The organism is Sphingobacterium sp. UBA5639, from assembly GCF_002421245.1.
GTDB classification, from domain to species: Bacteria; Bacteroidota; Bacteroidia; order Sphingobacteriales; family Sphingobacteriaceae; genus Sphingobacterium; species Sphingobacterium multivorum.
Map to the genome: position 1 here is coordinate 195,708 of NZ_DIJR01000029.1, position 25,808 is coordinate 221,515.

The following is a 25,808-nucleotide window of genomic DNA, read 5'->3' on the forward strand; positions in this document are numbered from 1 at the left end:
TTTGTATAGTCGGACGAATATATGTTCATTTGCGCCATGTTGTAGGAAAAGTGTAATTTTAAGTTATGGAAGAGGAAAAACTGGCAGCTATTGATGCTGATCAATATGATTTTTATGTAGACCACATGTATGTCGATCGTATCGATTCTCGGGAGTATAAACATAAAAAGGCACGGTTGCTCTATGCCGAAGGTGGAATTGTTCATGTGTTTACAGCAACAAAGCACTGGTACTTACCGGCAAGATTTTACATGTGGATTCCGGCAAATACAACCTATCATCTGGAAAGCACAAGCTCCCGTATCCCGCTATATAGTTTTTATTTCAAGGAGCGGCAGCAGATGCCGTCCGTACTTTCAGTACCGAATATATTTCTTAGCAATGATCTGGTGCGTGAAATGTTTTTATTTGCTCAGGATTGGAGCGGAGGGGTCAGTAAAACGACCGATTATTCAAAATACTGTCTCTTGCGCGCGATGATGGCTATCATTCCGGATACAAGTTCACCAATAGATGCTTTCCCGATGCAGCATCCCTATCCTAAAAGTGAGAAACTCAGGAGTGTGGCTAGATATCTGAACAGCAACATTGATCAGGCCTTTACCATAGAACAGATTGCGGCTCGCTTTGGAATGAGTAGCCGCTCGTTGTCCAGACTTTTTAAAGACGATATGGGCATCAGTTATATTCGGTTTTTAAGAGCCATACGAATTGCAAAAGCTTTGGAGCTGATGTCAGAGAATAGCTATTCCATTCTAGAAATAGCCATGCGCGTGGGATACAACGAGCTGTCTTCTTTTAGTAATATTTTTACGCGTGTAACGGGTATCCGTCCATCGATATATATGGCGAAGATTAATGAATATAAACAGTAATATTTTATTTAGGCCAAAAGTTCCTGCAGATCTTCCTGAGATAGTGACTTGATAAAGCTTTCTTCTGTCGTGATCAGGCTTTGTGCAATCGATTTCTTTTTATTCTGTAAAGCCAGTATCTTTTCTTCGACGGTATCTTTACTGATAAATTTATAGATAAATACATTGCGCGTTTGACCGATGCGGTGTGAACGGTCTACGGCCTGTTGTTCCACAGCTGGATTCCACCACGGATCCAGAATAAAAACATAGTCCGCTTCAATCAGATTGAGTCCCACCCCACCTGCTTTTATCGATATAAGAAATAACTTAGTATCGTTGTTTTTACGAAATTGGCTAACGGCTTCATCCCGGTTCTTTGTGCCGCCATCTAGGTAGGCATAATTTATTCCTTTATTATCGAAATACTGACGGAAGATATTGAGCTGTTTTACGAACTGGGAGAAAATCAGTACTTTGTTGCCCCTTTGCATGACCATCTCAAGCGTTTCAATGACAGCGTCGAACTTGCCGGAAGCACCCGAGAACTTCTCATCCACCATTCGGGGATGATTGGCTAATTGTCGGAGCTTTGTCAAGCCCTGCAACAGCGCAATTTGGGTAGATTTTGGCTTGCTGTCCAATTGTCCGTCAAGAATGGCATTGCGATATTCAGATTTGACTTTTTCGTACAACTCGGATTGTTTTTCAGTCATTTCACAATAAAGTACCTGTTCAGTTTTTGGCGGTAATTCTGTTGCCACCTGATCTTTTGTACGTCTTAATATAAAAGGTTTGACAATCGCTTGAAGACGCTGCGCCTTTTCTTCATCTTTTTTCTTTTCTATGGGCTGTACAAATTCCTTCTGAAAATAGGTATAGCTTCCTAGTAATCCTGGATTGGTGAAGTGCATCTGTGCCCAAAGATCCGAAACGGAATTTTCTACAGGAGTTCCACTCAAGGCCAATTTGTTTTTGCTTTTTAGGCTTTTGATGGCTTTAAACGATTTGGAAGTTGGGTTTTTGATATTCTGGCTCTCATCGAGGATAATGTAATTAAAATAAAAGCCACTCAAGGTTTCTTCATCAATGCGGGCAATCCCGTAGGTAGTAATGACCAAATCATATTTAGCGAAAAGCGAGGCATCTTTAATGCGGTTGTTTCCGGTATGAAGGTGAATATTAAGCTGTGGCGCAAATTGCTGTGCTTCTTTTTGCCAGTTGTATACCAATGATGTTGGCAAGACCAAAAGTGAGGTACGGACATCCTGTTCGTCTTGGAGTTGTTCTTTTTGCTGTTGCAATAACGCTAAAGTCTGTATGGTTTTACCTAAACCCATATCATCTGCAAGACAGCCGCCAAATTTATACTGCTTCAAAAAATTAAACCAATTGTATCCTGCTTTTTGGTATGGGCGAAGATTTCCCTTGAAATGTTTTGGTTCGGGAATATCAGCAATCTCTTCAAAGTTGGCTAGATTCTGTAGTTTTCGTGTAAATACCAGTTTTGTATGCTCACTAATTTCAAAGAGTAGACCAATATGTACCTTATTTAGTTTGAGCTCATGTCGGTCTGCAGAAAATTGGAAGAGATGGTTGTATTTTGCAAACCATTCTTCCGGAATCATGGCAATTTCTCCATTTGGTAAGGTGAATTCCTTAATATTATTAAGGATATGGTTGCGCAGCTGAATAAATGGAATCTCATAGGGCCCAAATTTTGCGATAGCACTTATATCAAACCAATCATTGTCTTCATCAATGGAGATATCTAAGGAGGTGTGCCCTATGAAGAAGCGTTTTTCTTCACTATTTTGTATAATGTGGAATCCAAGAGCCTCCAGTTGTTCTTGATGGTTGTTCATCCAGTCAAATACTGAAAGCCGTTTTCCAGTTTGGTTTGCTGGCGTTAATAAGCCGAGTTGGAGATCAACATCCTGTAGTCCCAATTTTTTTAAGCTTTCATGTTGTTGTTCTTCCCATTGCAACGATCGTTTGACACGGTGGAATATATATTGATCATCTTGCGCATTATATTCCATACGAACAGTAACCTTATTCTCGGCTCCCGCGGTAAAGGTATGCGGTCCGTACTTGAATTGCAGTTGTAATTGCGAGGCTCCATCCTCGACATAAATCAAATGGAGGAGTGGAATTGCTTGGTGCTGGTGGGTCTGAATTTCAAATCCTTCGGCATAGACATGATAACGTTCAATCAGTCCACATACAAAGGTTTCGAAATATTTTTTTTCAGTGCTTCTACCGACAGAAATGTAACGTTTATTCAGGAAAGGGCTGAGCTTCTTGCCCTCAAGGGCCTGATCGAAATAATATAGGGTATTGTTTAAAAGTAACCATGCTTGTACATTGGTCAAGACAATGGCATTTTTGAACATAAACTCCATACGCTGATTTTCGTATTTGATTGTCGGGAAATAACGTGTTTCTTCTTCGTTTCGTCGAAAATGAAATAGAATCGATGCCGCAGAGGTTGCCAATTTAATTTCTTGATCTGCTGGATAACCATCTTTGCTCATCATGAAAAGTGGTTTGTCTCCAATAGCTTCAAAAAATTGGATCATTTTTTCATCTATTTTAGGCCGAAGAAGTTCATACAACTTTTTATCGAAAACTTTGGAAAAGAAATCGACAGGTCTAATTGCTTTTTTATAGTATTTTTTGATGAGATGCGTTTGTTCGATTTCATCGAGCAATCGAATCAGTTTGTAATCTACTTCATCCAATTCCGCGGCGTAAGCATCGACAGTATTGCTAAATATACGCTGATAACGTAGTGAGTAAGTCCCGTTGGGATTGAGTTTGACCATGTGTGGCTCAATAAGATAGCCAAGATAGGGATGCTCACATATAGAATAAACGATTTTATATACTGGAAATGACTTTGACTGTTGCATTAAAAATAGCGGACCTTATAAATAAAGGTTTCTAATATACAATAAAATATACCATTAATTGCAATTTGCACGTTGAAATTTTAAAAATCGATTCCAAGGGATAGCCTCGTTAAGATCCTGTACTAACCTTCATTATGAAGTTGTTCACAGGTATCGTTAAATGCCAAAGATAACAGGTCGTCCTTCACGGCTTGATTTACCTGAGTTGAAAATTTGAGTTGTAATTAGCTTGACTCGCTATAGGAGTAAAAATCTAATAGTTTCCTTCAAAGACAAATTGTGCTGGACCTTTTAAGAATACCTCTGAGAAATGGGAGCCCTTCTTATGGAATGAAATATAAAGCTGCCCTCCTAATACGCGAATAGGAATAGTGATATCACCTTCTAAATTTTGCTGCAGGGCAACAGCCATCGCTGCTGCAGTTGCTCCAGTGCCGCAGGCATAGGTTTCATCTTCAACACCGCGCTCAAAAGTACGGAGGAAATAACCATCTCCTTCCGCTTCAATGAAATTTACATTGATGCCTTCTTTTTCATAAGTAGCATTGTTGCGAATTGCGTAGCCATCTTGGAAGACATTTTTATCCTGCAGATTTTTTACAAACTCAACATAATGTGGAGACCCCGTTTGTAATACATAAGCTTCACCATCACGTGTATAATCTTGTACATCGATCATTTGCAGGTTGACAAGGTCTGCTGCTAGCGAGGCATGGTGTATGCCGTCTACTGCCAAAAAGACAGTTTTGTCAGTAATGATGCCTAAGTCGCGTGCAAAAGCGACGATACAACGGCCTCCGTTACCACACATGCTGCCTTCTCTGCCGTCGGCATTATAATAAATCATCTCAAAATCGTAATTTTCCTTGTTTTGAAGCAGCATTAAGCCATCGGCACCAATGCCAAACCGACGGTTACAGAGTTTTTCCACCAATGCTTCATCTGCGCGGTCAAATGCACTGTCGCGGTTGTCTACTAAAATGAAGTCATTTCCTGCGCCCTGATATTTTGAAAATCTTACTTTTGATGCCATTACGTTGATTTGTAGTAACAAAAATACGTTTTTTTGTTACAAAAAACCGGGTAAAAGTTAAGATTTGTTAAAATGATTGCATTTGTCTAGCAATTAACATTTTTTAACGTGTCGGATTTTCCGAAGGCCTTGAAATGGTATTACATTTGAACATATCCGAATAAAATCGGTAATTTTAGGAGCAAAGGTTATCAGCATATATTAGGACATTTTAAAATAGAAATAAGTTTATGAATAAGGTCGGTTTAACGCTATTAACGGCTGTTTTCGGTGGAGCGGTAGCATTAGGTGGTTACAAGCTTATTGAGAATAAGAAGTTGGATGGTATGTCTTTCGAAGACAAACAAAAAGTTTATTTTGCAAACAATCCTACAGGAGTTATGTCTTCAACAGGCAATCCTGATTTCACCCAGGCTGCCGCAATAGTGTCGCCAGGTGTAGTGCATATTAAGACAACCTATAGCCGTAAAGGATCACAGCAATCGCAAGGTTCTCCGTTCGATATGTTTGAAGAGTTTTTTGGCATGCCACAAGGTGGTGGACGTCGTCAAATGCAGGCGCAACCTGTGCAGGCATCCGGATCAGGTGTAATTATCTCGGATGATGGTTATATTGTAACGAATAACCACGTCGTAGAAGATGCAGATAAAATTGAAGTCGTATTAACAGACAAACGTACGTTTGAAGCCAAATTGATCGGACGTGATCCGAATACAGATTTAGCCTTGTTGAAAGTGTCAGGCAAGGGGCTTCCTGTGGTCAAGTTAGGTAACTCAGATAATGTCAATGTCGGTGAATGGGTATTGGCTTTTGGATACCCGCTAGGGCTTCAATCTACAGTTACCGCAGGTATCATTAGTGCAAAGGGTCGTCAGATCGGTATTCTGAGTGAAGGTCAGCAACAACGTGGTAATCCATTTGGTGGTGGACAGGATCAAATCCCGGTGAGTTCAGCGATAGAATCCTTTATTCAAACAGATGCTGTTATCAATAAAGGAAATAGTGGTGGTGCGTTGACGAATGCTTCGGGAGAATTGATTGGTATTAACTCTGCTATCGCTTCTCCGACAGGAACATATGCGGGTTATGGTTTTGCGATTCCGGTCAATTTGGTGAAAAAGATTGTCGATGACTTTGTCGAATACGGTAATGTAAAACGCGGTTATATCGGTGTTACCTATACCGAAATAACACCTGAACTTGCTAAAGAGAAAGGTTTCACAGATGTTGATGGCTTGTATGTTCAAGACGTTGTAGCTGGTGGTGCCGCAGAGGCTGCAGGTGTTAAAAAAGGAGATATCCTGACCAAGATTAATGGAAAAGTGATCACAGGTTCACCTGTCTTAAGTGAAACTATAGGTCGTGCGCGTCCTGGAGATAAGGTCAATGTCACCTACAAACGTGATGGTAAGGAAAAACAAGTAACCATGACATTGAAAGGGGAAGAATCCTTGAAGACCGCAAATACCGGCGGTAAAGCTTCTAAAAGTGCAACGGAGATTTACAATAAATTGGGTGCAAGCTTTATTCCTGCTTCAGCTCAGAAGAAAAAAGAGCTGGGTGTCAACTCTGGAGTTGTTGTGACCCAAGTGAATCGTGGTGGCATCTTTGATTACTTCGGTGTAGAGCGTGGATTGGTCATTACTGAGGTTAATGGAAAAGCTGTAAATACAGTAGACGATGTTGAAACTGCGCTTGGCGCAACACAACGTAATATTGTGCGATTGAAAGGGGTATCTCCTCAAGGTGGTGCTGTTCAATTGAGCTTCCCAGTAGAATATTAAGCGTTGAATTAAGAATTGGTTGATTAATATAGTTTAGGTGGTTCTAGCCGTAAGGTTAGGCCACCTTTTTTTTCTGAAAGTGTCTGATCTTATTGGCCAGAAAAAACCTTCAGTTTGCTTTCATTGCTATTGGTGGCTGCGAAGTCATGAAGGTTTTATCCTTTGTATTATGATCACGTTTTTTCATTAAGGGAGTAATGAACTCGCTATGCTTGGTTTACTAAGCATTGTTTAATTTCATTGGCTTTAATGAACTCAGTTATTGGTCAGAATGATTTTTAGGCGGGTTTTTCCGCTGTTTTTGTATGCGAAATCAGGAAAATTTGGTGGAAATGCTATGTCACTTGGTAACATGTAGGTCAATTTTAAGCTGGTTGTTTCCTTAATAATTTTAGTTTAGCTATTTTGCGGAATGAAGTGCCGAACAGCGCCAGTACTTGTTAAGCTGCGTCTTTCTGGCCTGATGATTTATTATATATTTTGCTATCGACAAGAATGAGAGCCTGATTATATGGGCTAAAGGCGTTCTTTGCGTCCTTTAGTTGGATCAGTCAACGGTATCGCGATTGCTTGATAGTTTTTTAAAATTATAGAGATGAAGATTTTAATGGTTTGTTTGGGCAATATCTGTCGTTCGCCCCTTGCACATGGTATATTAAAACAAAAAGTTGCGGATAATCAATTAAATTGGGTCGTTGAATCGGCGGGTACAGGTGACTGGCACATTGGTGAAGCACCCGACCGTAGGGCGATAGCCATTGCAAAGAAGTATGGTGTCGATATTTCCGGTCAGCGGGCCCGACATTTCAAGCCGCATTTTTTTGCCGAATATGATCTTATATTTGTGATGGATAGACAAAATTATGAAGATGTATGCGCTCAGGTGATTGATAAGGAAGACCTGAACAAAGTGAAATTGTTTTTAGGAGATGATGTTGTTCCCGATCCGTATTTTGACGATAATTTGTTCGATCCAGTTTTTCAGATGATTGATCAGCGCTGTGCAGAGGTTATTGCAAAAGGAGGGAATCTAACGGCATAAGTGTATTTATTTATCTTAGTTTGTTTAAAACAAAAAAATGAAGGCAGCAGAAGTAAATAAGAAGTGGAGTATTCTACAGGATGAAATTGCTTCACTATTCGATATGGAAAAGCCGGACATCAAAGTCTGTTTATTCCTCATTGGTGTTCAGGAATTGGGTAAAGGTGCTCAAAAGTTCTCAAAACGGGAAAAAGAAGAATTGATGCACATTGCGACCTGTCGTCTTTTCAGTGCAATGGGATTTTATAATCTGAAAGGTCTGGATGAAGAGGGGTGGCCACATTGGGAATTGGTAAAACCTATTCCTAACTATACGCTTTTGGAACAAGAACTGATTATGAAGTCCTTGATCATAAATTATTTTGAGGAATTAAACGTTATCTAGAAGATAGCACAATTGAAAAAATTGGAAGTTCTAATTGGGAGCATATAATTATTAACAGATGAAATTTTTAAAGGCTAGTTTAATAGCAGTATTCTGCTTTCTGCAGGTTTTGGCATTTGCGGCTAAACCCGAGTTTAAATATGTACAGATCGTTACTGACAAGGGGACCTGTGTGCTGCGGTTGTATAATGAGACACCTAAACATCGGGATAACTTTGTCAAATTGGCAAAAAGTAAATATTACGACGGGACTTTGTTCCATCGTGTCATCCAGAATTTTATGATTCAGGGTGGTGATCCTGATTCAAGAAATGCCGTTGGCGGCGCTCAATTGGGTAATGGAGGACCAGGGTATACAATTCCTGCAGAGATTCAGGATGGTTTATTCCATAAAAAAGGTACTATCGGAGCGGCTCGAGATAATAATCCCGCAAAGGCTTCTTCAGGTTCTCAATTTTATCTCGTTCAGGGAAAGGTATTCACCCCTGAAGACCTCGATCGTTTGGAGCAAACACGAATGAATGGTAAGAAATTTTCGGAAGTGCAACGTCAGGCGTATACGACTATTGGTGGAGCTCCGCATTTGGATTGGAATTATACCGTATTTGGTGAGCTGGTCAAAGGCGTGGATGTCATCGATCAGATTGCAGCTGTGAAAACCGATAAGCACGATAGGCCAGAAGTCGACCAGAAAATGAGCATGCACGTGCTCACAAGACGAGAAGCGTTAAACCTGGAGCGAGAACTAAAAGGTCTAAAACCTCAGACGGGTATCTTTTCTAAAATTGGTGATCTGTTCTCTTCCAAGGATTATTAATGTCGTTATGATTCGCAAATCAGGGGTTGAAGAGCTTTTTCCTTTATTATTTAGCATCTCAATATTCAAAAAATGAAAATAGTAACCTATAATGTGAATGGTTTACGTGCAGCCTTGAAGAAAGATTGGTTAGGCTGGTTGAAAACTGTAAATGCAGATGTCATCTGTCTTCAGGAGATTAAAGCTACACCGGATCAAATTCCTGAAATTGCTTTGTTGGAACAGATGGGCTATGAGCATTACTGGTATCCCGCTCAAAAAAAAGGCTATAGCGGAGTCGCCTTGTTTACGCGTATCACACCTAAGCATATTGAGTATGGTTGCGGCCATGAAGATTATGATTTTGAAGGACGTATTATCCGTGCTGATTTTGATCAGGTTTCCGTGATGAGTACTTATTTTCCATCAGGTACGACAGGAGACGTGCGACAGGATTTTAAATACCGTTTTCTGGCGGATTTTCAGTTATATAGCGATAAGCTTTTGGTCGAAAAACCGAATTTGGTCGTTTGTGGTGATTATAATATTTGTCACCGTGCTATTGATATTCACAATCCAAAATCAAATGCAAATTCTTCGGGATTTCTTCCAGAGGAGCGCGAATGGATGGAGAATTTTATTAATTCGGGCTATATCGACTCTTTTCGCCATTTAAATCCGGATCCGCACCATTACAGTTGGTGGAGTTACCGTGCTGGAGCACGTGCGAAAAACCTAGGTTGGCGTATTGATTATAATATGGTTTCAAAACCTCTGGCAGAGAAAATCAAATCGTCCAGCATAATGCCAGATGCTGTCCATTCCGATCATTGCCCGGTATTGTTGGAGCTTGCCGTCTAATTAGATGGCATCTCACAAAAAAAGGCTTTCATATGCATGAAAGCCTTTTTTTGTGAAGCACGAGGGACATTATTAACTAATTATTTCCCCTGGCTATGGATAATGGAAAGTTGCTGGGCAACTTTCTCTGCAATCGTTAAAAATGATTTCGTTACAGGATCTTCGGTATCTATGGCAACTGGGAAACCATTATCTCCAGCATCAGAAATGCCTTTTAATAAAGGGATTTCACCAAGGAAAGGAACTTTATATTCTTCTGCTAAACGTTTTCCACCGTCTTTACCAAAAATATAGTATTTATTCTCTGGCAGCTCAGCCGGGGTAAAATAGGCCATATTTTCTACGACGCCCAATAATGGAATATTGATGCTATCCATTAAGAACATTCCAATTCCTTTGACGGCGTCGGCCAGGGCAACGTGCTGCGGCGTAGTGACAATCACAGCTCCGGCAATAGGGAATGTCTGCGATACGGTGATATGGATGTCACCAGTGCCTGGAGGCATATCAACGACCAAGTAATCCAGTTCGCCCCAATGCGCATCGTTAAAAAGCTGCTTGATTGCTGAAGTGGTCATTGGACCACGCCATGGAATAGGCTGGTTTGGATCGGTGAAAAATCCTATTGAAAGTAATTTCAGCCCAAATTTTTCAAGCGGTTCAATTTTAACCTGTCCGTCTGGCATTTCTACCGAACCTGGCTTAGCGCCTTCCAATCCAAACATAATCGGAAGCGATGGTCCATAGATATCGGCATCTAAAAGTCCTGTTTTAGCACCTTTAGCATGGAGAGCAAGAGCTAGATTGGCGGCAACCGTAGATTTACCAACTCCACCTTTGCCTGAAGATACCAAAATGATATTTTTAATACCCGACACTTGTGCGCCTTGCTTCCCAATCACATTGGAAGTCATATTGATCTGAACTTCGAGATTCTTGTCGATGAAATGGGCTATAGCGTTTCGACAAGCATGCTCAATATGGTCTTTAAGCGGGCAAGCTGGCGTAGTTAAAATGACATCGAAAGAAATTTTTTGGCCTTCGATTTCGATATTTTGAATCATATTCAATGTTACAAGATCCTTTTTCAAATCAGGCTCTTCAACATAGGATAATGCATTTAATACTTGTTCTTTGGTAACCATCTGTTATTCATTTGTAATCACGGATTACAAAACTACTCATTGCAGATCAATTTCATGTCATTTCTTTGTTTTTAATGGGATTTAGAAAGCTGTATTACACTAAAAGGGATGGGACATTAATCTTCCATAGTTCAGGTTCAAAACATGAAGTGAGTATTCCTATTCTTTAAACGGACCTAATAGGGACCTGATAGGGACCTGATAGGGATCTCATTCGGACTTCATTCGGATGAACCCCTATAAAACCCGTTTTAAATCCCTATAAAATAAGTTGTAAATTCCTGCTAGAAAATAAGCTTATTGGAAAGTTGTCATGCCATTGGTCGGAATGGCTTTTATCATTTTTATCCGTCTATGTGTGCTTAGAAAAACTTCATGTATATTTCCTCAATAAATAAATTCCTCAATAGGCAGAGGAGAGATCGATAAATTACGTATATATGCCACGCAATTAAATTGCATATAAAAGCTAATTTATCTAAGTTTGACTGTTGATATGCACGAATTTGCATTAAGTAATAATTATGTCCAATCGATTTATAACATCTTTTAAGTCCCGCAAGTGGCGATGGCTTTATATTGCGCTAGCTGCTATGCTGGTTTTGGCTATTGCAGTTGGTACCTATGCTTATCAGAAAAGAGATGCCATGCTCATGGGAGCAATCAACAAAGCGAAAGCAAAGTTGCTTGAAAAGTATGATATGGAATTGAAGATCCAATATTATGCCTTCCAGGGAATTAGTGCAGTACAGTTTAAGAATATACAATTTTTGCCCAGACATCGCGATCAATTGGCACAAATCAATGATCTTACGGTATCTGTAAAATTGTGGCCTTTGCTATTCGGAGACGTAAAATTGGGGCAGGTTATTTTGGATAATGGGACCGTTTCTCTTGTTAAAAAAGACTCGGTCAGTAACTACGATTTCTTATTCAAGAAACAGAAAAAAGATACCGTAGAAAATGATAATCCAAAACAGAATCTGGCAGCTTTAGCAGATCGATTGTTGAAAAATGTGTTTTTTAAGGTTCCAAATGATCTTGATCTCAAGAATCTTGAGCTTTCCTATCGCGATGACAGCACTTCACAGCGCATTGTCATTCCCTCTGCGGTGATCGACGGTGGAGATATGGAAACGAAGTTCCTGCTAAACGACCATGAAGCGGCCTGGAATCTGACTGGAACAATAGATTCGGATAATCAAGAATGTGACCTTCGCCTTTTTTCTGATAAAAAGGAGGTCAATCTTCCCTTGTTGCAACGCAAATTTGGTCTTGCAGTAAGTTTTGATGAAATATCCTTCCGACTGGACAAGGCGCACAGGAGGAATAAGGAATTGCTGGAATTGCATGGGCAATGGGGCTTTAAAAATTTGAAAGTAAATCACTGGCGTATTTCTAGTAAAGATGTCATCTTTCCTGAAGCCATCATGCAGGGGGCATTGAATATTGGAGCATCATCGATTGAAGTGAGTAAAGAAAGTACCGTACAGGTCAAAGATTTTGTGTTTTCCCCTTATGTCAAGTATGTGCACAAGCCGGAGAAAGAGCTCTTCTTCGCTATTCACACAGATAAGATCGAGGCTCAGCACTTTTTTGATGCCATGCCAGTTGGATTATTTCCAGGTTTAGACGGTATTCAGGTGGAGGGGCATATTCAATACGATCTAAACTTTGCGCTCGAAATAAAAAAGCCCGAAAAGCTTCTTTTCTCTTCCAAAATGGATGATAGGGATTTAAAAGTCGTTAAATGGGGAGAGGCTGATATTGCGATGCTAAATACGCCTTTCACGTATACAGCTTACGAAGATGGTAAGCCGATGCGGGAGATTGTGGTGGGGCCTCAAAACCCTAATTTTACACCGCTAGATCAAATATCCCGTTATATGCAGATTAGTTTGATCAATACAGAAGACCCCTTTTTCTTTAAACACAAGGGCTTTGAGGAGAAGGCTTTTAAGCTCTCCATTGCTACAAATATCAAGGAAAAAGGGTTTAAGCGCGGGGCGAGTACGATATCTATGCAACTGGTAAAAAATGTTTTTCTAAATCGGAATAAGACCGTTGTGCGGAAGCTGGAAGAAATTTTGCTGGTATGGCTGATGGAGCGTTCACAGCAAGTCAGCAAACAACGCATGTACGAGGTTTACCTGAATGTCATCGAATGGGGGAATAATGTATATGGTATCACCGAAGCTGCGCGTTATTATTTTGGAAAAACACCGGCACAGTTGGGGCTTGGAGAGAGTATATTTTTGTCCAGTATCGTTCCACGACCTAAAAAAGGACTCAACTTTTTTGATTGGACAGGGCACCTGAAAGGGAATATGTTGCGCTATTTTAATACCTATGGTCATATTATGACCAAAACAGGGCAGATTAGTGTGGATTCAACAACTTCAAATTATGGTTTTTATGAAGTTGTTCTGCAACCGCATCTGCGGGCAGCTCGACCAGCTGTGGTAGATTCGGTTGATGTATTTTATATGGGAGATGATCCATTGTTGTTCGATCGTCTCGAAAGTAGCTCTCCTGCCGATAATCTTGAAAGTGTATCTGTTCCAAAGAAGCTAAAACAAATGGATCTAACGGAAAAGAAAGATGAGGAGGCGACTGAACCAGAGAAACCAAAACGATCGCTATTTGACAAGATATTGGGACGTAAAAAAGAAGAAAAACAAAACGACGCACACAAATAGTGTTTGTGGCGAAAGAAGGACATTAACATGAAAAAGATAGAAATTGACGGATTGCTTTTCGAACCTTTATTTGAAGAAGAACAAATTCAGAAGCGAGTGCGCCTAATGGGGATTGATATAAGCCGGCGTTATGAACACAAACTGCCTGTTTTTATAGGTGTCTTGAATGGATGTTTTATGTTTATGGCAGATTTGCTTAAGCAAATTGATGTTCCTTGTGAGATGTCCTTTATTAAGTTGGCATCTTATATTGGAACGGGACAATCTGAATTAAACGAGCTTTTAGGCCTTGGTATCGACCTTGAAGGCCGGGATGTGATTATTGTAGAAGATATTGTCGACTCCGGGCATTCACTCAAATACACCTTGGATGCTGTAAAAAAATTAAATCCAGCCAGTGTGATTGCTTGCGCACTTTTGGTTAAACCTGAGGCACTGCAGTATCATTTTGAGGAATTAACTTATGTTGGCTTTGAAATAAGTAAGGAATTTGTAGTTGGGTATGGTATGGACTTTAATGGTCTTTGTCGGAATCTCCCCGATATTTATAAAAACGTAGCAATCTAATGTGCTATCAAGTGATCGTTAGATTTTAATGGTAGAATTTCGCTCTATTCAAGCGTTTGATCGCTGTATAATGCTTTCAGATTGATGAGCAAAATTTCCAGATCAGACAAGGGGAATTTAGAGACAGTTTCAAACATTTCCTTTTCATCAAATTTAATGACCAAGACACCTTTATGATCTTCTTCATAGCCCGCTTTTTGTATTGTAAAGTCTATCTTTTCAAAATCAAATTCTTTTAGACTTCCTTTAAACCATTGGTAGTTAGCTGCGTAATTAAATTTGTTTTTTTGAAAATGAATAATTTCAGTGCCATAGGTATTCCATAGTGAAACCCGGATCATATACCATGCTATTAATCCGAATATACCATAGAAGACAACACTCATAAGTGTTACCCCGTCATTGAGAACATTGGCAATGAAGCCGCCTAATGGGAGAATTATCGTCATTATAGTCAGTAAATAGATGAATATTCTGGCAACTAGCGGTCCCTTTTTTTCTTTTAATACCAATTGGTTTTGTGTTAGGTCGATTTGATTCATAGCTGGCATTTCTGTTCTTAAAGGTTCGTTTTTTATGGGGTAGAGCACTTGTTTTGATTCTTTCAAATTGATTTGAGAAATCGATGCGCATTTTACTGGCTAGCCTATTTAAACGAACAGGTTTCGATATGGTCGTTCACCATTCCAACGGCCTGCATATACGCATAACAAATGGTAGAGCCGAAAAATTTGAACCCTCTTTTCTTCATATCTTTTGCTATCTTATCAGAAATAACTGTCGTTGCAGGTACCTGTTGCAAACTGCTCCAGTGGTTTACAATCGGTTGTTTTTCAGGTAAAAAGCTGTATAAGTAGTCATAGAAGCTACCATATTCTGCTTGGATTTTCTTGAAATGTTGCGCATTGGTAATGGTGGATTCAATTTTATTCCTGTGTTTGATGATTCCCGAATCGCTCAAAAGCCTCGCAACATGTTCATTGGTATAGGCCGCGACTTGATCAACATCAAAGTTGGCAAAAGCTTCTTGGTATGCTGCTCTTCGACGAAGAATTGTGATCCAGCTTAAGCCAGCTTGTGCAGACTCCAGGATCAAAAATTCAAATAAAGTTTTGTCATCGCGGACTTGTCGCCCCCATTCTTTATCGTGATAGTCTACATATTGCGGATCAGAACCGCACCATTGACAACGTATGATTTCTTTGTACATGTTCTCTGAAGATTTTTTGAATGCAATATAACTTTTTATCCTAACTTTACGACCAAAATTAAAGAGTTTCGAATAGAGACGGTTCATGAGTATTTCATTGCCGTTAAGAGACAATTCATTTTAATGAGCGTAACTATCTTCAAATATCATCTTCTATTTGTAGTGCTTCTGCTATTTTCCTTTACGGGATTGAATGCGCAGCGGCGAACTTTTCGGGCGGTTGTACAAAACAGCAGCACAGTTAAGGCTGATAGTCTAAATGTAGTAAAAGATTCTGTTGAATCGCCAAACCAGAAAGTCTTGGCATCTTTGAACCCTGCGTTACAGAATCAATATCGGATCGTAACCGTAAACGGGGAAGGGCTGAAGGTTCATAACATTTATAATTTTGATGTACAGCAGTATTTTCAGGGTGAATTAAGAAATAGCAATTTGGATCGGCAATATGGCACGCTCAAGGCTCATCGTGAAAATTGGATTTTATTTACAGTTCTCGCATTAATTTTTGGTGTTGGGATGATTCGGGTATTCTTCCCGTCAGATATCAAATTGGTTTTTCAGGGCTATTGGGACGATCGGGTCTTACTATCAGTAAGTAAGGAGGATACGATCCTGACATCTTGGCCATTTATTTTTCTGTTTATATTATTCTCTGGGGCAATGGGCTTATTTGTAAGTCTATTTTATGCGTATGAATTAAATAGATTTGATTTTATTACTTTTCCCAATTATATGAAGACTGTGGGAATGGTTGGCGCTTTGTTTGCACTAAAAATCGGGTTTATTCGGTTCTTATCCTTTGTGTTTCAAATCAGAAAGTTGGTAAAAGAATATGTGACCGTGCTGTATCTGATTTATTTCAATACACTTTTTTTAATGCTTCCTGTATTATTAATTTTGAGTCTTGTGCCTTTGACATCGGTGGGTGTGGTGCTGCATTTGGCCATCGTTGGAGCGGCCTTACTCTTTTTCTATCGATTTCTTAAGACAGCGACTCATATTATGTCCATGTATAAATTTTCAATTTCCTATTTAATTTTGTACCTTTGTTGCCTAGAAATAGCACCAATATTAATACTGTTAAGATTATTGAGCTAAAACTGGTTAATATGCAAACTTCAGACGTAGAAAGAGCAAAGAAGGTAAAAAGTGTACTGGTGACTTTACCAAAACCTGAAAACGATAAGTCCCCTTATTATGATTTAGCAAAGAAATACGGGTTAAAATTAGATTTTCGAGGTTTTATACACGTAGAAGGAGTTCCTGCCAAAGATGTGCGTAGGGATAAGGTTAATCTAGCAGATTATTCTGCCGTAATATTTACGAGTAGAAATGCTGTAGATCATTATTTTAGAATTTGCGAAGAGATGCGGTTTGAAGTGTCTGCAGAAATGAAATATTTCTGTATTTCAGAGACGATTGCCCTTTATCTTCAGAAGTATATTCAATATAGAAAACGGAAGATTTTCTTTGGTAAACAGACCGCGAAAGACCTTGAAGAGGTATTGAAAAAACACAAAGGGGAGAATTTTTTGTTCCCTTGTTCGGATGTTGCTAATGAGGAAACAAGTAATTGGTTACTACAAAACGGCTATAAATTTACACCAGCTGTGCTTTTTAGAACTGTGGTAAGCGATTTGACGGATTTGAAAGATGTTTTCTACGATGTTATCGTGTTCTTTAGTCCTTCAAGTGTACAGTCCTTATATGATAACTTCCCTGATTTTAAGCAGAATAATACAAGGATTGCAGCATTTGGCGCTTCTACGCAACAGGCTCTTTTAGATCACGGATTAATTTTAGATATCCCTGCTCCAACACCAAAAGCGCCAAGTATGACGATGGCTGTCGAAGAATATATCAAAAAGGTAAATAAGTAGTAGCCTAACATAAGGTAAATAACAAAAAAAGGGTTCTTAAGACCCTTTTTTTGTTATTTATGCAATTTTAAGGACCACAAAATCGCTAAAGACTTCTATGGGGAAGGGCGTTTTATCATTCCGAATCAATGTCGGTACGACGACAATTTTACGTATCGGCAGATGATCAATAGCTGTGGTATGTTCCTCTTATAAAAGATAGATGAATAATATGTTTATCTTAAGGGGGTAGAAATGGTTGCGAGTCGAATCGATGATGTTAAAATGTAATAAAAGTGACGAAGGTCATGGAGATTTTAAATATATTTCTATTAAATTGCTAGGAGTAATTTGTTCCAATTAAAAATAAAGCATAGGCAATATTTTTAAAATTTGATAGAAATATTTTTTTTATGTTTGTAATTAAGCAAAATTAGTCAGTCGTGAAGTTAAAGCAAGTTGATAAAATTTCGGGCATTCAATCAGAGGACTTCTTAAAGAATTATCTGAAACCAGGTTTTCCTGTAATTATATCAGATTTTATCAGTGCAGAAAGTCCAGCATGGAAGAAATGGAGTTATGATTACTTTAAGGAAATCGCAGGAGATATAAAAATAGATGTCTATGGAAAAGAGGAGGAATCAATGGACCGTGCTGCCAGTGCTCCTGTTGGCCATATGACATTTGCAGAGTATTTGGATCTGATCACAAAAGAACCTACTGAGTTACGGTTGTTTTTGTTCAATCTGCTCAAAATACGTCCTGAACTGAAAAACGATGTTATTTATAATGATGTCACGGGAGGTAAGGTCTTGCAATGGTTGCCATTTATGTTCTTTGGTGGAGAGGGGTCAAGTACCCGTAATCATTTCGATATCGATATGTCACACGTATTTATCTCTCAATTTCAAGGATTAAAACGTATTTGGCTTTTTCCGAATGATCAATCTGATTTGATGTACAAATTGCCCTACAATTTTCATAGTATTGCCAACCCAAAATATAGTAGTGAAGAGGAATATCCCGGAATTAAGTACCTAGAAGGTTATGAAGCAGTCATTCATCCTGGCGAAACCTTATATATGCCAGCAGGCTGGTGGCATTACATTCAATATGAGACAGAGGGCTATTCGATTTCTGTTAGGGCATTAGCAAATTCGATCAGTGAAAAGTTGAAGGGGGCGCGTAATCTGTTTATCACGAGACATTTTGACAATACCATGCGAAAGATCTTCAAAGACCATTGGTTCCACTACAAAATCAAAACGGCGAAACGCCGAGCCAATAATGCAATCAAAAGAAACAAACGTTAATATAGAAAGGGGAATTTTACATTCCCCCTTTGTTTTTAAATACACTTATGTACCACTGATGTACCGCATTTAGTTTGAACTCTCCCTATTAAAGCCTTTGTTGTACTTTATTCTTCTGCATCAGCCCATTTACTCGCTTCCCGGTAGAATAGTGTATAAGGGTCGCTTGGATAAACTACCGTGTCCGGATTATGTCGAAATGGAATAGCCGGATTAAAGATTTCCTGAAGAGTATCCCGCAAGAATTCGACAAAATTCTCTTTCTGGAAAGCAAGGAATTCATCGGTCAATACCCCTTCTTTACCACTGAATAATGTGCCCTCTTCCCGCATTTTACGCGCAACATAGAGATGGGGTTCAAGTTGTTTTCTTCCTGTCTTCTGTTCGAATACATAGGCATAAAATAGGGTTTGGACCATCGCCTTATTTTCGGTGTTTGGCGCAAATACCTGATCAATTCCTTTAAACATGATCGAATCACCACCTGTTTTGTAATCGACAATTCTACTGATAATACGATCGTCGTGTGTTACGACCTCGTCTACCCGGTCAATAATACCGTAAAGTGTGACCTGTTGTTCTTCTCCATTGATCTGAATAGGAAAGGGCAGTACATAATCGTTGTCGTTCTCGAGTTCAATAATCCGAAATGCTTTGTAGTTGTTGATGTCATATTCGAGATACATCTTGACATACTCGCAGGCAATTTTCAGCATGATCCGCTGCAAGCTGTTTAAATCATTTGTTGCCTTTAATTCGATCTGATATTGCAGGCCTATTTCACGGATCACCTGTGCCTCTACCTTGTCGAACTGCTTCTGCAAGACACTTGTGGGCGTAAAGTCCTGTTGTCCTTTGAACGGTAGGAATATCTTCTCCATCACATTGTGGATGACAGTTCCCAGTTTATTCATCTCAAATTCCTGAGAGATGGAAGGGGGCTCTTTAATGCCGGCAATATGTTTTAGAAAAAATTGCAACGGGGACTGCAGATAAGTCGTCAGTGCCGTTGCAGATATCCGTTTCTGGTTGACGATAAAGTCCTGGTACATCTTTTCCCAAACCTCGCCACGCTTCTCAATAACAATTTCTTGGGCTTTATCCGCAAATTGAATGGTCTGTTGCTGAATTTTTCGGTCAAATCTAAATTTACTTTCAAACTCCAGCTGTTTGATAAAGCGACTTTCTTCGCCAGTAGAGCTTTCGTCAACCAAGCCATTGTAGAAAATATGTATTCCTTCACTGTATTGAAAATGGCGATAAAATAAATAGGCCGACAAGGCATCCTGATTTTCTAATATGGGAAGCCCATAAGCACTTCTTAGGCTGTTAGGAATAAAAGTAGGTGAATTTGACGTTTTGGGTAGAATGCCTTCATTTGCTCCTAGAATATAGACGTTGTCAAAATTTAAACAACGACTTTCCAAGAGCCCCATTATCTGAATACCTTCTAGGGGATCACCTTCTATGGCCGAATTTATTGGGGCGATGGCTTTTTTAATCAAGCCGATTTGGAAGCTGATACTTAATGGAGCAACAGTTTCAAAGCCCAATAGCAGCTGATTCAATGTTTTCTTTGTTTCAATCAGGAGGTTGTTGTCAATTTGGCGGATACGCTCCTGAGAAGAAATACTGTGCAACAGATCATCAACGAGCAGGATGAGCGAGGGTATCAAATAGGCTGAATTGTCAATCGGTACAAAAAATTGAGGCAAAGAGCTTTTGATATGAAGTTCCTCCAATGCAATCTCAAAGAGCTGTTTATCGGCAATCTCCTTCTGAATCTGAAGTTTGTCGGCTAAAGAAACCATACTGAGCGGATGGTTGATGAAGGTTTCTATTATCTGATAAGGAATCTTCCGTTTCTTGAACTGGGATATCTCCAAATGGACTTCCAGCCATAGGTCTAGTATTCCGTAAATAGGAGACTGTGTCAAGGGATATCCTGTTGTGATATTGGGTTTGACCTCGGGTAGACTTTGCAGCAAAGGGACAAGTAGGTTTTCATCCGCTAGGAGAATGGCGGATGTTTGTTCCATTTTATTATTGCGTTCGAGAATGTCATACAGCAATTTTGTTTGGCTGATCTTTCCGGTGCTGGCATATAGATTTACGGTTGAGGTCCTATTGCCAATAATATTCGGGCTATCGCCTAAAGCGTTGACCAAACCTGTTTGAAAAATATTACGTCGAATAAAAAGGCCGGCCTCTTGCATCGTGTCTTCGAGGTAATAGGCATCGGCATCAAAGTAGAATAATGCACGGCCTTCATCCCGCCATTGTTTAAATAATTTTGTTTCGGCCTTGTTCAGTGCATTGAAACCGACAAAAAGGATGTGCTGGAAGGAAGATGCAAACTGCTGATGCGTAGCCTTACCTTCAACCAGATCACGGTAGACTGTCGGATAGTTTGTTTGGCCCTCTGTTTTAAGCTTTTCTTTGAATCGATCATATAATACGGGCAGTCTTTTCCAAAGTTGAAGAAAACGCTCTTGTACTCCACTATGCCCCGCAATAGAAAAAGACTGCCAAAATTGACGGATAAATCCTTGCTGCTCTTGTGTGAGATGTTGGAAAGCGATGTCGATTTTGGTATTGTCATAAAGTTCTAAATAAATCTGCTCGATGGGGACGAGGTCGTAATCCAGTTGGCCGAAGTCGCTCAATATAATTTCGGCAATCGGATAAAATTCTTCCAACGTTTCTGGCAGTTTGCCTTCAGCAACCAATAACTCATTATGAATATTAAACAGGTGGAAAAATTGGGTTAAAGGACTGGCTTCGGTATCATCGGTCGAAAGCCTAAGAAACTCTTGGATCGTAAAGAACTGTGGCGACCAAATGGCCTGTCCGTACACTTCAGAAAGATGTTTTTTGAGATAGGTAATTGGCCGTTTATTATTAAACACGATGGCTATTTCACTCAGGTCGTTTCCAAAACGCTTTTGAATGTCTGCTGCTACTAATTTTAGAAAGGCTGTTTGCATCGTGCTGTTATTTTACTTCAGTTAATTGATTTGATTTCGCATAGTAGAGATAGGCTTTAACGTTGCTGTAGCCCAGGTTCTCCAAATTCTTTTTATAATTGTCGACTTGATATTTGTGTCCGATATAATCTGTCTGTGTGAATTTAAAATCCAGTACAATTGTTTCCTCTTTGGAAGTGAAGACTTTATCAGGACGAATGGTCTCTCCTTTGGCGGTAATGATGCTCGCTTCGTTCCAGATTTTATAGTTTCCTGTGAGCCATTTATTGATCATGGGGTGCTGCCAGATCTGATTGATTTCCTGCATGAGAAAAGGCTCTTCTTCCTTGGAGAGGATGCCTTCCTGAATCAGCTGGCGTACCAGTTTGTGGATATCTTCTTCCTTTGAAATTTGGGCCATAATATCGTGGGCCAATATGCCGTACTGCGCGGCTTTCTCCAGCATCATAATATCGTTGATGTTGCGCGTACTGGATTTTTCTAAGGCCATTTCCAATTCTTTGGAAATGGGATAATGGCGAAGGGAAATAATATTGTTTTTTTGAGCCTGACTTTTTTTTCGTTCGATTATCTGATCGATATATATGCCTCTTTCTTCCAGTGTAAACGGGGATGTTGAAGTCTCTAAGACCTGATAGAGTACATCGCTGATATATTCATCTTTGATATCATAACCAGTAATTTCGCCCGTCTTCTTGTCAACAGATTCTTTGAAGGAAGGTGCCGTAATATAGAGGTGTTCAACAGCACGTGTTGTTGCTACATACAATGTATTGAGGGCATCCATGTAGTTGAACAGCATCTCTTCAAAATATTGCTTGAAAAATACTGATTTGCCGACCGTGGAAGTATATTTTATTGGAATTTTTCCCAATTGGGCAAAAGGGGTATCTGATGTCTCGATCCAAAAATCGCCATTAATCATGCCGTCAAGATCCCACGAACAGAATGGAATCATCACAACATCATAAGCCAGGCCTTTTGATTTGTGGATTGTCGTTACCTCGATCGCATCAATTTCTCCGTTGGAAGGGAGCACAGCCCGATTGCCATCCTCTTCCCAAAATTCCAGGAACTGTATAATGCCACGTTCGCCATTGGTGGAGAAAGCTGAGATCATATCCTTGAAAGCTAGGAGGTAGGGGAGGTGGATATTGTCTTTGGTTGTAAAACCGTAGATTTCAATAAGTTTCTCAATTAAATGGACTAAAGGCTGCTTCTGTGCCATTTCCCAGGAGTCAATCAGCGCCTCAGGGAGATAATCTTTCAGGGTACGGATGTCATTGCTAGCAAATTTTAACCATGCATTTTGATCGATTGTCTTATTTTGAATATGCTGGTAGAGATAGACCATCTTTGCTTTATGGATGGTATGTTTGTCCGAATTATAGACTAAAGCCTTCAACGTTTCGATCAATAATCCTACAGCATCATTGCTCGCTAGGGATAATGCATCGCCTGATATCACTTCAAATGTAAGCTGTTGCTCTTTTTTGAAATCCATGAGCTTTTGGATCACCAATTTAGCCTGCGCATTACTCCGTACCAGGATACCGATCTGTTGAGCCTGATAACGACCGCTGCCGATCCAGTCGCCTATTTTTTGACATAGCTGCAGGAGCGATTCTTCAACAACCTGATTTCTTCGATAGCGTCCATCAGTGACAGGAATGTAGGAGATTTCAATAGATCCTAACTGGTCAAGTTTTCCTTTTTTATGCTCAGGGACCTCTTGTTGACTGTTTTCATAAGCTTTGACCAACATGTTGTCATTGCCGGCAGAAATCCACCACTGTTTACCTTCTTCATCGAGGTTTTCGGATACTTTTTCATTCAGTACCTGCTGTAGATGTTGGGGAATACTACTAAAGAGGTAGTTGTTTAAATGAATGATATTTGGAAGACTTCTAAAGTTGGTTTCGAGGCTCCCGTTTTCGATAAAGGTTGTTTTGCTATCCTCGTCCAGGTGAAAGGTATGACCAATCTGTTGTTCTACCTGTTGGAGTAAAATTCGCCAATCACCATTTCGCCAGCGATAGATACTTTGTTTGACATCACCAACGATCAGGTGTTCGCTCACTGTGCCCTTGGCATCGGCCAATGCATTAATCAAAAGCGGACTATAGTTTTTCCACTGAATACGCGAAGTGTCCTGAAATTCGTCAAACAAAAAGTAGTTAAAACGATTGCCAATCTTCTCCCAGATAAATGTTGGATCGCTATTTTCATCCAATCCGAGTTTGTTTAATAGAATTTGTGAGTCAGAGATTAATTGAGCGCCATTGTCCCGTCGCCATTGTGTCAGTAAGTCGCTCATTTCCTTGAGCAGGCGTAGGTAATAGAGATTATTTTGTACCGCTTGATACGCAATGTAAGCGGATAGATTATCATGTAGCTTCTGGAAAGATGCCAGGATGGGGCTTAGTGCGGCGATAAGATCATAACGTATATTTTTGTCACTATCTGTAAAAGCATCCTCATTATCGATCAATTGGAGGTATTTTTCCAATACTTTGGCGATTTCAGAAGCGCTCAGTTTTTCCGTTTTTTTGTTGGTTTTGCTAGCGGAGATTATTTTGTTGCGCGATTTGCCTTTCAGGTCATTTTCGGAGATGTTAAAATTTTTGAACGTTTCACTAAACGCTTCAATCGTCATGGAGAGCGCTTCGGTAAAGGAGTTTATCTTCTGTTCAACCTCCTGATTCAGGAGATTAAAAACCTCCTTGGGATTAGCAGAGTTGATATAGCCGTCAAATTCCTGGAAGTTTTCAGAGAAAATAAGGCTTGCCAAACTCATTAATTGTTGGCGGTAGTTCCAATTTTCATTTTTTGCTATTTTCTTTTCCGCATACGCTATAATCCAGTCAAGTAAGTCGGGGCGTTCATCCAGCAATTGATTAAGCATGACTGTTAAGTCATTTTTCACTTTATTGACATTCATTTCAATCTTATAAGCTGCATCAAGATTGAGTTCATAAGTAAATGCACGAATGACTTTTTGGGAAAAACCATCAATTGTACTTATGGTAAAATGACTATAGTCATGTAGGATACGACGGTAAACACGGTAAGCTTTCTCTTGTATTAGATGTGGATTCCAGTCTGGCTGTTGCTCGAGAAGAAGCTTTCTGAAATCTTCAATTTTAGGGCTACGATCGCCTGTTGCCAAGCCATGGAGTACCGAAAGGATACGTTCCTTCATCTCAGCGGTTGCTTTATTGGTAAATGTCACCGCCAAAATCTCCTTATAGCTATTCTCGTTGAATAGTAGGAGTGTGAGATAGTGTAAAGTTAAGCTAAAGGTTTTTCCTGAACCGGCCGAAGCTTTGAGTATTTTTAATGGCGCAACAGATTTCATAGAATGAAGGTAGAAAGTAAAAAGTGAATTGGCAAAAATGTCAGTGACTATTTCGAAGGCATAGGACGCAAACAATTCATCCTTTTACATTTGGTAAAATAGCTTTTTTTTGAAAGTGTCTTATTTTATTGGCCAGAAAGAACCTTCAGTTTGCTATCATTGCTGTTGGTATCTGCGAAGTCACGAAAGTTTTGAAGAAAAGGGCTATTTTGTACACTGATTTTTTTGAAAGACTTGTTTCACCTACAGTATGGTAAGGGCAAAATCTTAACGTGCGTAGGACGTGTTTAACCTGAAAGTGGTTACTGAAAGAAGCTAACCCTGTCGTTTTCAGTGAAGTTTTATTAAATTATAACGCTGATTAAAAAAAAATAACTATCTTTGCATCCCCTCTAGTATGAAGCTCGGGGGATATGTTGAATACATAAAATAAAATTAAAAAATGGCAACTAAAATCAGATTGCAAAGACACGGTAAAAAAGGACGTCCTTTTTACCACGTAGTCGTAGCGGATTCTCGCGCTCCACGTGACGGTAAATTCATCGAACGTATTGGTTCTTACAACCCAAACACAAATCCAGCAACTATCGTTTTGGATTTTGAAAAAGCTTTGGATTGGATGAATAAAGGTGCTCAACCAACTGACACTGCTCGCGCTATCCTTTCTTACAAAGGTGTTCTTTACAAAAAACACTTGCAAGGTGGTGTGAAAAAAGGTGCTTTTGATGAAGCTGCTGCTGAAGCTAAATTTACAGCTTGGACTGACGCTCAAGAAGCTAGAATCTCTGGTAAAAAAGATGGTTTAGCACAAACTAAAGCTGAAGCTAAAAAAGCTGCTTTAGTGGCTGAAGCTAAGAAAAAAGAAGAAAAAGCTGCTGCTGTAGCTGCTAAAAATGCTCCTGTAGCAGAAGAAACTGCTGCTGAAGAGACTGAAGCTCCTGCATCAGAAGAAACTGAAGGTTAATTCTTTCATAAAGTATTCGAGAAAGCCGACTCAATC

Annotated in this window: 19 protein-coding genes; 12 read left to right on the forward strand and 7 right to left on the reverse strand. The window is 39.6% G+C overall.

Annotated features, from left to right (window positions below; all coding sequences use genetic code 11):
• The first annotated feature begins 65 nt into the window (after positions 1–65).
• Positions 66–875 (forward strand): helix-turn-helix domain-containing protein, encoded by an 810-nt coding sequence (locus B4Z90_RS17745; protein ID WP_070561282.1) that lies wholly within the window; start codon positions 66–68, stop codon positions 873–875.
• Positions 876–883: 8 nt separating this feature from the next.
• On the opposite strand, the gene B4Z90_RS17750 is transcribed toward B4Z90_RS17745, so the two are convergent.
• A complete protein-coding gene (locus B4Z90_RS17750) occupies positions 884–3,769 on the reverse strand; it encodes a DEAD/DEAH box helicase (RefSeq protein WP_286802857.1) in 2,886 nt (961 codons plus the stop codon).
• A gap of 253 nt (positions 3,770–4,022) precedes the next feature.
• Positions 4,023–4,802: a diaminopimelate epimerase gene (dapF, locus tag B4Z90_RS17755; protein ID WP_286752738.1), complete on the reverse strand. Its 780-nt coding sequence runs from the start codon at positions 4,800–4,802 to the stop codon at positions 4,023–4,025.
• Between the two features lie 230 nt (positions 4,803–5,032).
• On the opposite strand from dapF, the gene B4Z90_RS17760 reads away from it, so the two are divergent.
• The 5 genes from B4Z90_RS17760 to B4Z90_RS17780 all read left to right on the forward strand — a co-directional run bounded on the left by B4Z90_RS17760 (position 5,033) and on the right by B4Z90_RS17780 (position 9,670).
• Positions 5,033–6,586, forward strand: a complete 1,554-nt coding sequence (locus B4Z90_RS17760; RefSeq protein WP_046673632.1) for a Do family serine endopeptidase — start codon at positions 5,033–5,035, stop codon at positions 6,584–6,586.
• 595 nt (positions 6,587–7,181) lie between these two features.
• Positions 7,182–7,628, forward strand: a complete 447-nt coding sequence (locus B4Z90_RS17765) for a low molecular weight protein-tyrosine-phosphatase (protein WP_070561279.1) — start codon at positions 7,182–7,184, stop codon at positions 7,626–7,628.
• Positions 7,629–7,665: 37 nt separating this feature from the next.
• Complete coding sequence (locus B4Z90_RS17770) at positions 7,666–8,013, forward strand: hypothetical protein (RefSeq protein WP_046673634.1); 348 nt, start codon at positions 7,666–7,668, stop codon at positions 8,011–8,013.
• A gap of 58 nt (positions 8,014–8,071) precedes the next feature.
• Positions 8,072–8,830, forward strand: coding sequence for a peptidylprolyl isomerase (locus B4Z90_RS17775; RefSeq protein ID WP_046673635.1), 759 nt, complete (start codon positions 8,072–8,074; stop codon positions 8,828–8,830).
• A 72-nt stretch (positions 8,831–8,902) separates the two neighbouring features.
• Positions 8,903–9,670, forward strand: a complete 768-nt coding sequence (locus tag B4Z90_RS17780; RefSeq protein ID WP_070561278.1) for an exodeoxyribonuclease III — start codon at positions 8,903–8,905, stop codon at positions 9,668–9,670.
• 80 nt (positions 9,671–9,750) lie between these two features.
• Here B4Z90_RS17780 and B4Z90_RS17785 read toward each other — a convergent pair whose 3' ends face one another.
• Complete coding sequence (locus B4Z90_RS17785; protein ID WP_046673637.1) at positions 9,751–10,815, reverse strand: Mrp/NBP35 family ATP-binding protein; 1,065 nt, start codon at positions 10,813–10,815, stop codon at positions 9,751–9,753.
• A gap of 524 nt (positions 10,816–11,339) precedes the next feature.
• Here B4Z90_RS17785 and B4Z90_RS17790 point away from each other — a divergent pair.
• Positions 11,340–13,514 carry a transglycosylase domain-containing protein gene (locus B4Z90_RS17790; RefSeq protein WP_286802858.1) on the forward strand — a complete coding sequence of 725 codons (2,175 nt, stop codon included), beginning with the start codon at positions 11,340–11,342 and terminating at the stop codon, positions 13,512–13,514.
• Positions 13,515–13,541: 27 nt separating this feature from the next.
• Entirely contained in the window at positions 13,542–14,081 is a 540-nt protein-coding gene (gene hpt / locus B4Z90_RS17795; protein WP_046673639.1) for a hypoxanthine phosphoribosyltransferase, read from the forward strand.
• A gap of 44 nt (positions 14,082–14,125) precedes the next feature.
• Here hpt and B4Z90_RS17800 read toward each other — a convergent pair whose 3' ends face one another.
• A complete protein-coding gene (locus B4Z90_RS17800) occupies positions 14,126–14,623 on the reverse strand; it encodes a hypothetical protein (RefSeq protein ID WP_070570331.1) in 498 nt (165 codons plus the stop codon).
• Between the two features lie 104 nt (positions 14,624–14,727).
• Complete coding sequence (locus B4Z90_RS17805) at positions 14,728–15,291, reverse strand: DNA-3-methyladenine glycosylase I (protein WP_046673739.1); 564 nt, start codon at positions 15,289–15,291, stop codon at positions 14,728–14,730.
• 123 nt (positions 15,292–15,414) lie between these two features.
• On the opposite strand from B4Z90_RS17805, the gene B4Z90_RS17810 reads away from it, so the two are divergent.
• The 3 genes from B4Z90_RS17810 (at position 15,415) to B4Z90_RS17820 (ending at position 18,463) form a co-directional block, all read left to right on the forward strand.
• Positions 15,415–16,389 (forward strand): DUF4271 domain-containing protein, encoded by a 975-nt coding sequence (locus B4Z90_RS17810; RefSeq protein WP_286802859.1) that lies wholly within the window; start codon positions 15,415–15,417, stop codon positions 16,387–16,389.
• Positions 16,390–16,400: 11 nt separating this feature from the next.
• Positions 16,401–17,171 carry a uroporphyrinogen-III synthase gene (locus B4Z90_RS17815; protein ID WP_046673642.1) on the forward strand — a complete coding sequence of 257 codons (771 nt, stop codon included), beginning with the start codon at positions 16,401–16,403 and terminating at the stop codon, positions 17,169–17,171.
• A 422-nt stretch (positions 17,172–17,593) separates the two neighbouring features.
• Positions 17,594–18,463, forward strand: coding sequence for a cupin-like domain-containing protein (locus tag B4Z90_RS17820; RefSeq protein WP_046673643.1), 870 nt, complete (start codon positions 17,594–17,596; stop codon positions 18,461–18,463).
• A gap of 107 nt (positions 18,464–18,570) precedes the next feature.
• Here B4Z90_RS17820 and B4Z90_RS17825 read toward each other — a convergent pair whose 3' ends face one another.
• Positions 18,571–21,450: a PD-(D/E)XK nuclease family protein gene (locus B4Z90_RS17825; RefSeq protein ID WP_286802860.1), complete on the reverse strand. Its 2,880-nt coding sequence runs from the start codon at positions 21,448–21,450 to the stop codon at positions 18,571–18,573.
• 7 nt (positions 21,451–21,457) lie between these two features.
• Positions 21,458–24,808 (reverse strand): UvrD-helicase domain-containing protein, encoded by a 3,351-nt coding sequence (locus tag B4Z90_RS17830; RefSeq protein ID WP_286802862.1) that lies wholly within the window; start codon positions 24,806–24,808, stop codon positions 21,458–21,460.
• Positions 24,809–25,250: 442 nt separating this feature from the next.
• Between B4Z90_RS17830 and B4Z90_RS17835 the strand changes: the two genes are divergently transcribed.
• The gene (locus B4Z90_RS17835) at positions 25,251–25,772 is read left to right on the forward strand and encodes a 30S ribosomal protein S16 (RefSeq protein ID WP_070570321.1); all 522 of its coding nucleotides are present in this window, start codon (positions 25,251–25,253) and stop codon (positions 25,770–25,772) included.
• Positions 25,773–25,808: the final 36 nt, after the last annotated feature.

What these genes read in the sequence shown, in the direction of transcription:
- B4Z90_RS17785 (WP_046673637.1), bottom strand. Translation starts at nt 10,815, where the DNA reads ATGGTTACCAAAGAACAAGTATTAAATGCATTATCCTATGTTGAAGAG.
- B4Z90_RS17805 (WP_046673739.1), bottom strand. Translation starts at nt 15,291, where the DNA reads ATGTACAAAGAAATCATACGTTGTCAATGGTGCGGTTCTGATCCGCAA.
- B4Z90_RS17815 (WP_046673642.1), top strand. Translation starts at nt 16,401, where the DNA reads ATGCAAACTTCAGACGTAGAAAGAGCAAAGAAGGTAAAAAGTGTACTG.
- B4Z90_RS17780 (WP_070561278.1), top strand. Translation starts at nt 8,903, where the DNA reads ATGAAAATAGTAACCTATAATGTGAATGGTTTACGTGCAGCCTTGAAG.
- hpt (WP_046673639.1), top strand. Translation starts at nt 13,542, where the DNA reads ATGAAAAAGATAGAAATTGACGGATTGCTTTTCGAACCTTTATTTGAA.
- B4Z90_RS17830 (WP_286802862.1), bottom strand. Translation starts at nt 24,808, where the DNA reads ATGAAATCTGTTGCGCCATTAAAAATACTCAAAGCTTCGGCCGGTTCA.
- B4Z90_RS17810 (WP_286802859.1), top strand. Translation starts at nt 15,415, where the DNA reads ATGAGCGTAACTATCTTCAAATATCATCTTCTATTTGTAGTGCTTCTG.
- B4Z90_RS17800 (WP_070570331.1), bottom strand. Translation starts at nt 14,623, where the DNA reads ATGAATCAAATCGACCTAACACAAAACCAATTGGTATTAAAAGAAAAA.
- B4Z90_RS17790 (WP_286802858.1), top strand. Translation starts at nt 11,340, where the DNA reads ATGTCCAATCGATTTATAACATCTTTTAAGTCCCGCAAGTGGCGATGG.
- B4Z90_RS17835 (WP_070570321.1), top strand. Translation starts at nt 25,251, where the DNA reads ATGGCAACTAAAATCAGATTGCAAAGACACGGTAAAAAAGGACGTCCT.
- B4Z90_RS17825 (WP_286802860.1), bottom strand. Translation starts at nt 21,450, where the DNA reads ATGCAAACAGCCTTTCTAAAATTAGTAGCAGCAGACATTCAAAAGCGT.
- dapF (WP_286752738.1), bottom strand. Translation starts at nt 4,802, where the DNA reads ATGGCATCAAAAGTAAGATTTTCAAAATATCAGGGCGCAGGAAATGAC.
- B4Z90_RS17760 (WP_046673632.1), top strand. Translation starts at nt 5,033, where the DNA reads ATGAATAAGGTCGGTTTAACGCTATTAACGGCTGTTTTCGGTGGAGCG.
- B4Z90_RS17745 (WP_070561282.1), top strand. Translation starts at nt 66, where the DNA reads ATGGAAGAGGAAAAACTGGCAGCTATTGATGCTGATCAATATGATTTT.
- B4Z90_RS17750 (WP_286802857.1), bottom strand. Translation starts at nt 3,769, where the DNA reads ATGCAACAGTCAAAGTCATTTCCAGTATATAAAATCGTTTATTCTATA.
- B4Z90_RS17765 (WP_070561279.1), top strand. Translation starts at nt 7,182, where the DNA reads ATGAAGATTTTAATGGTTTGTTTGGGCAATATCTGTCGTTCGCCCCTT.
- B4Z90_RS17770 (WP_046673634.1), top strand. Translation starts at nt 7,666, where the DNA reads ATGAAGGCAGCAGAAGTAAATAAGAAGTGGAGTATTCTACAGGATGAA.
- B4Z90_RS17775 (WP_046673635.1), top strand. Translation starts at nt 8,072, where the DNA reads ATGAAATTTTTAAAGGCTAGTTTAATAGCAGTATTCTGCTTTCTGCAG.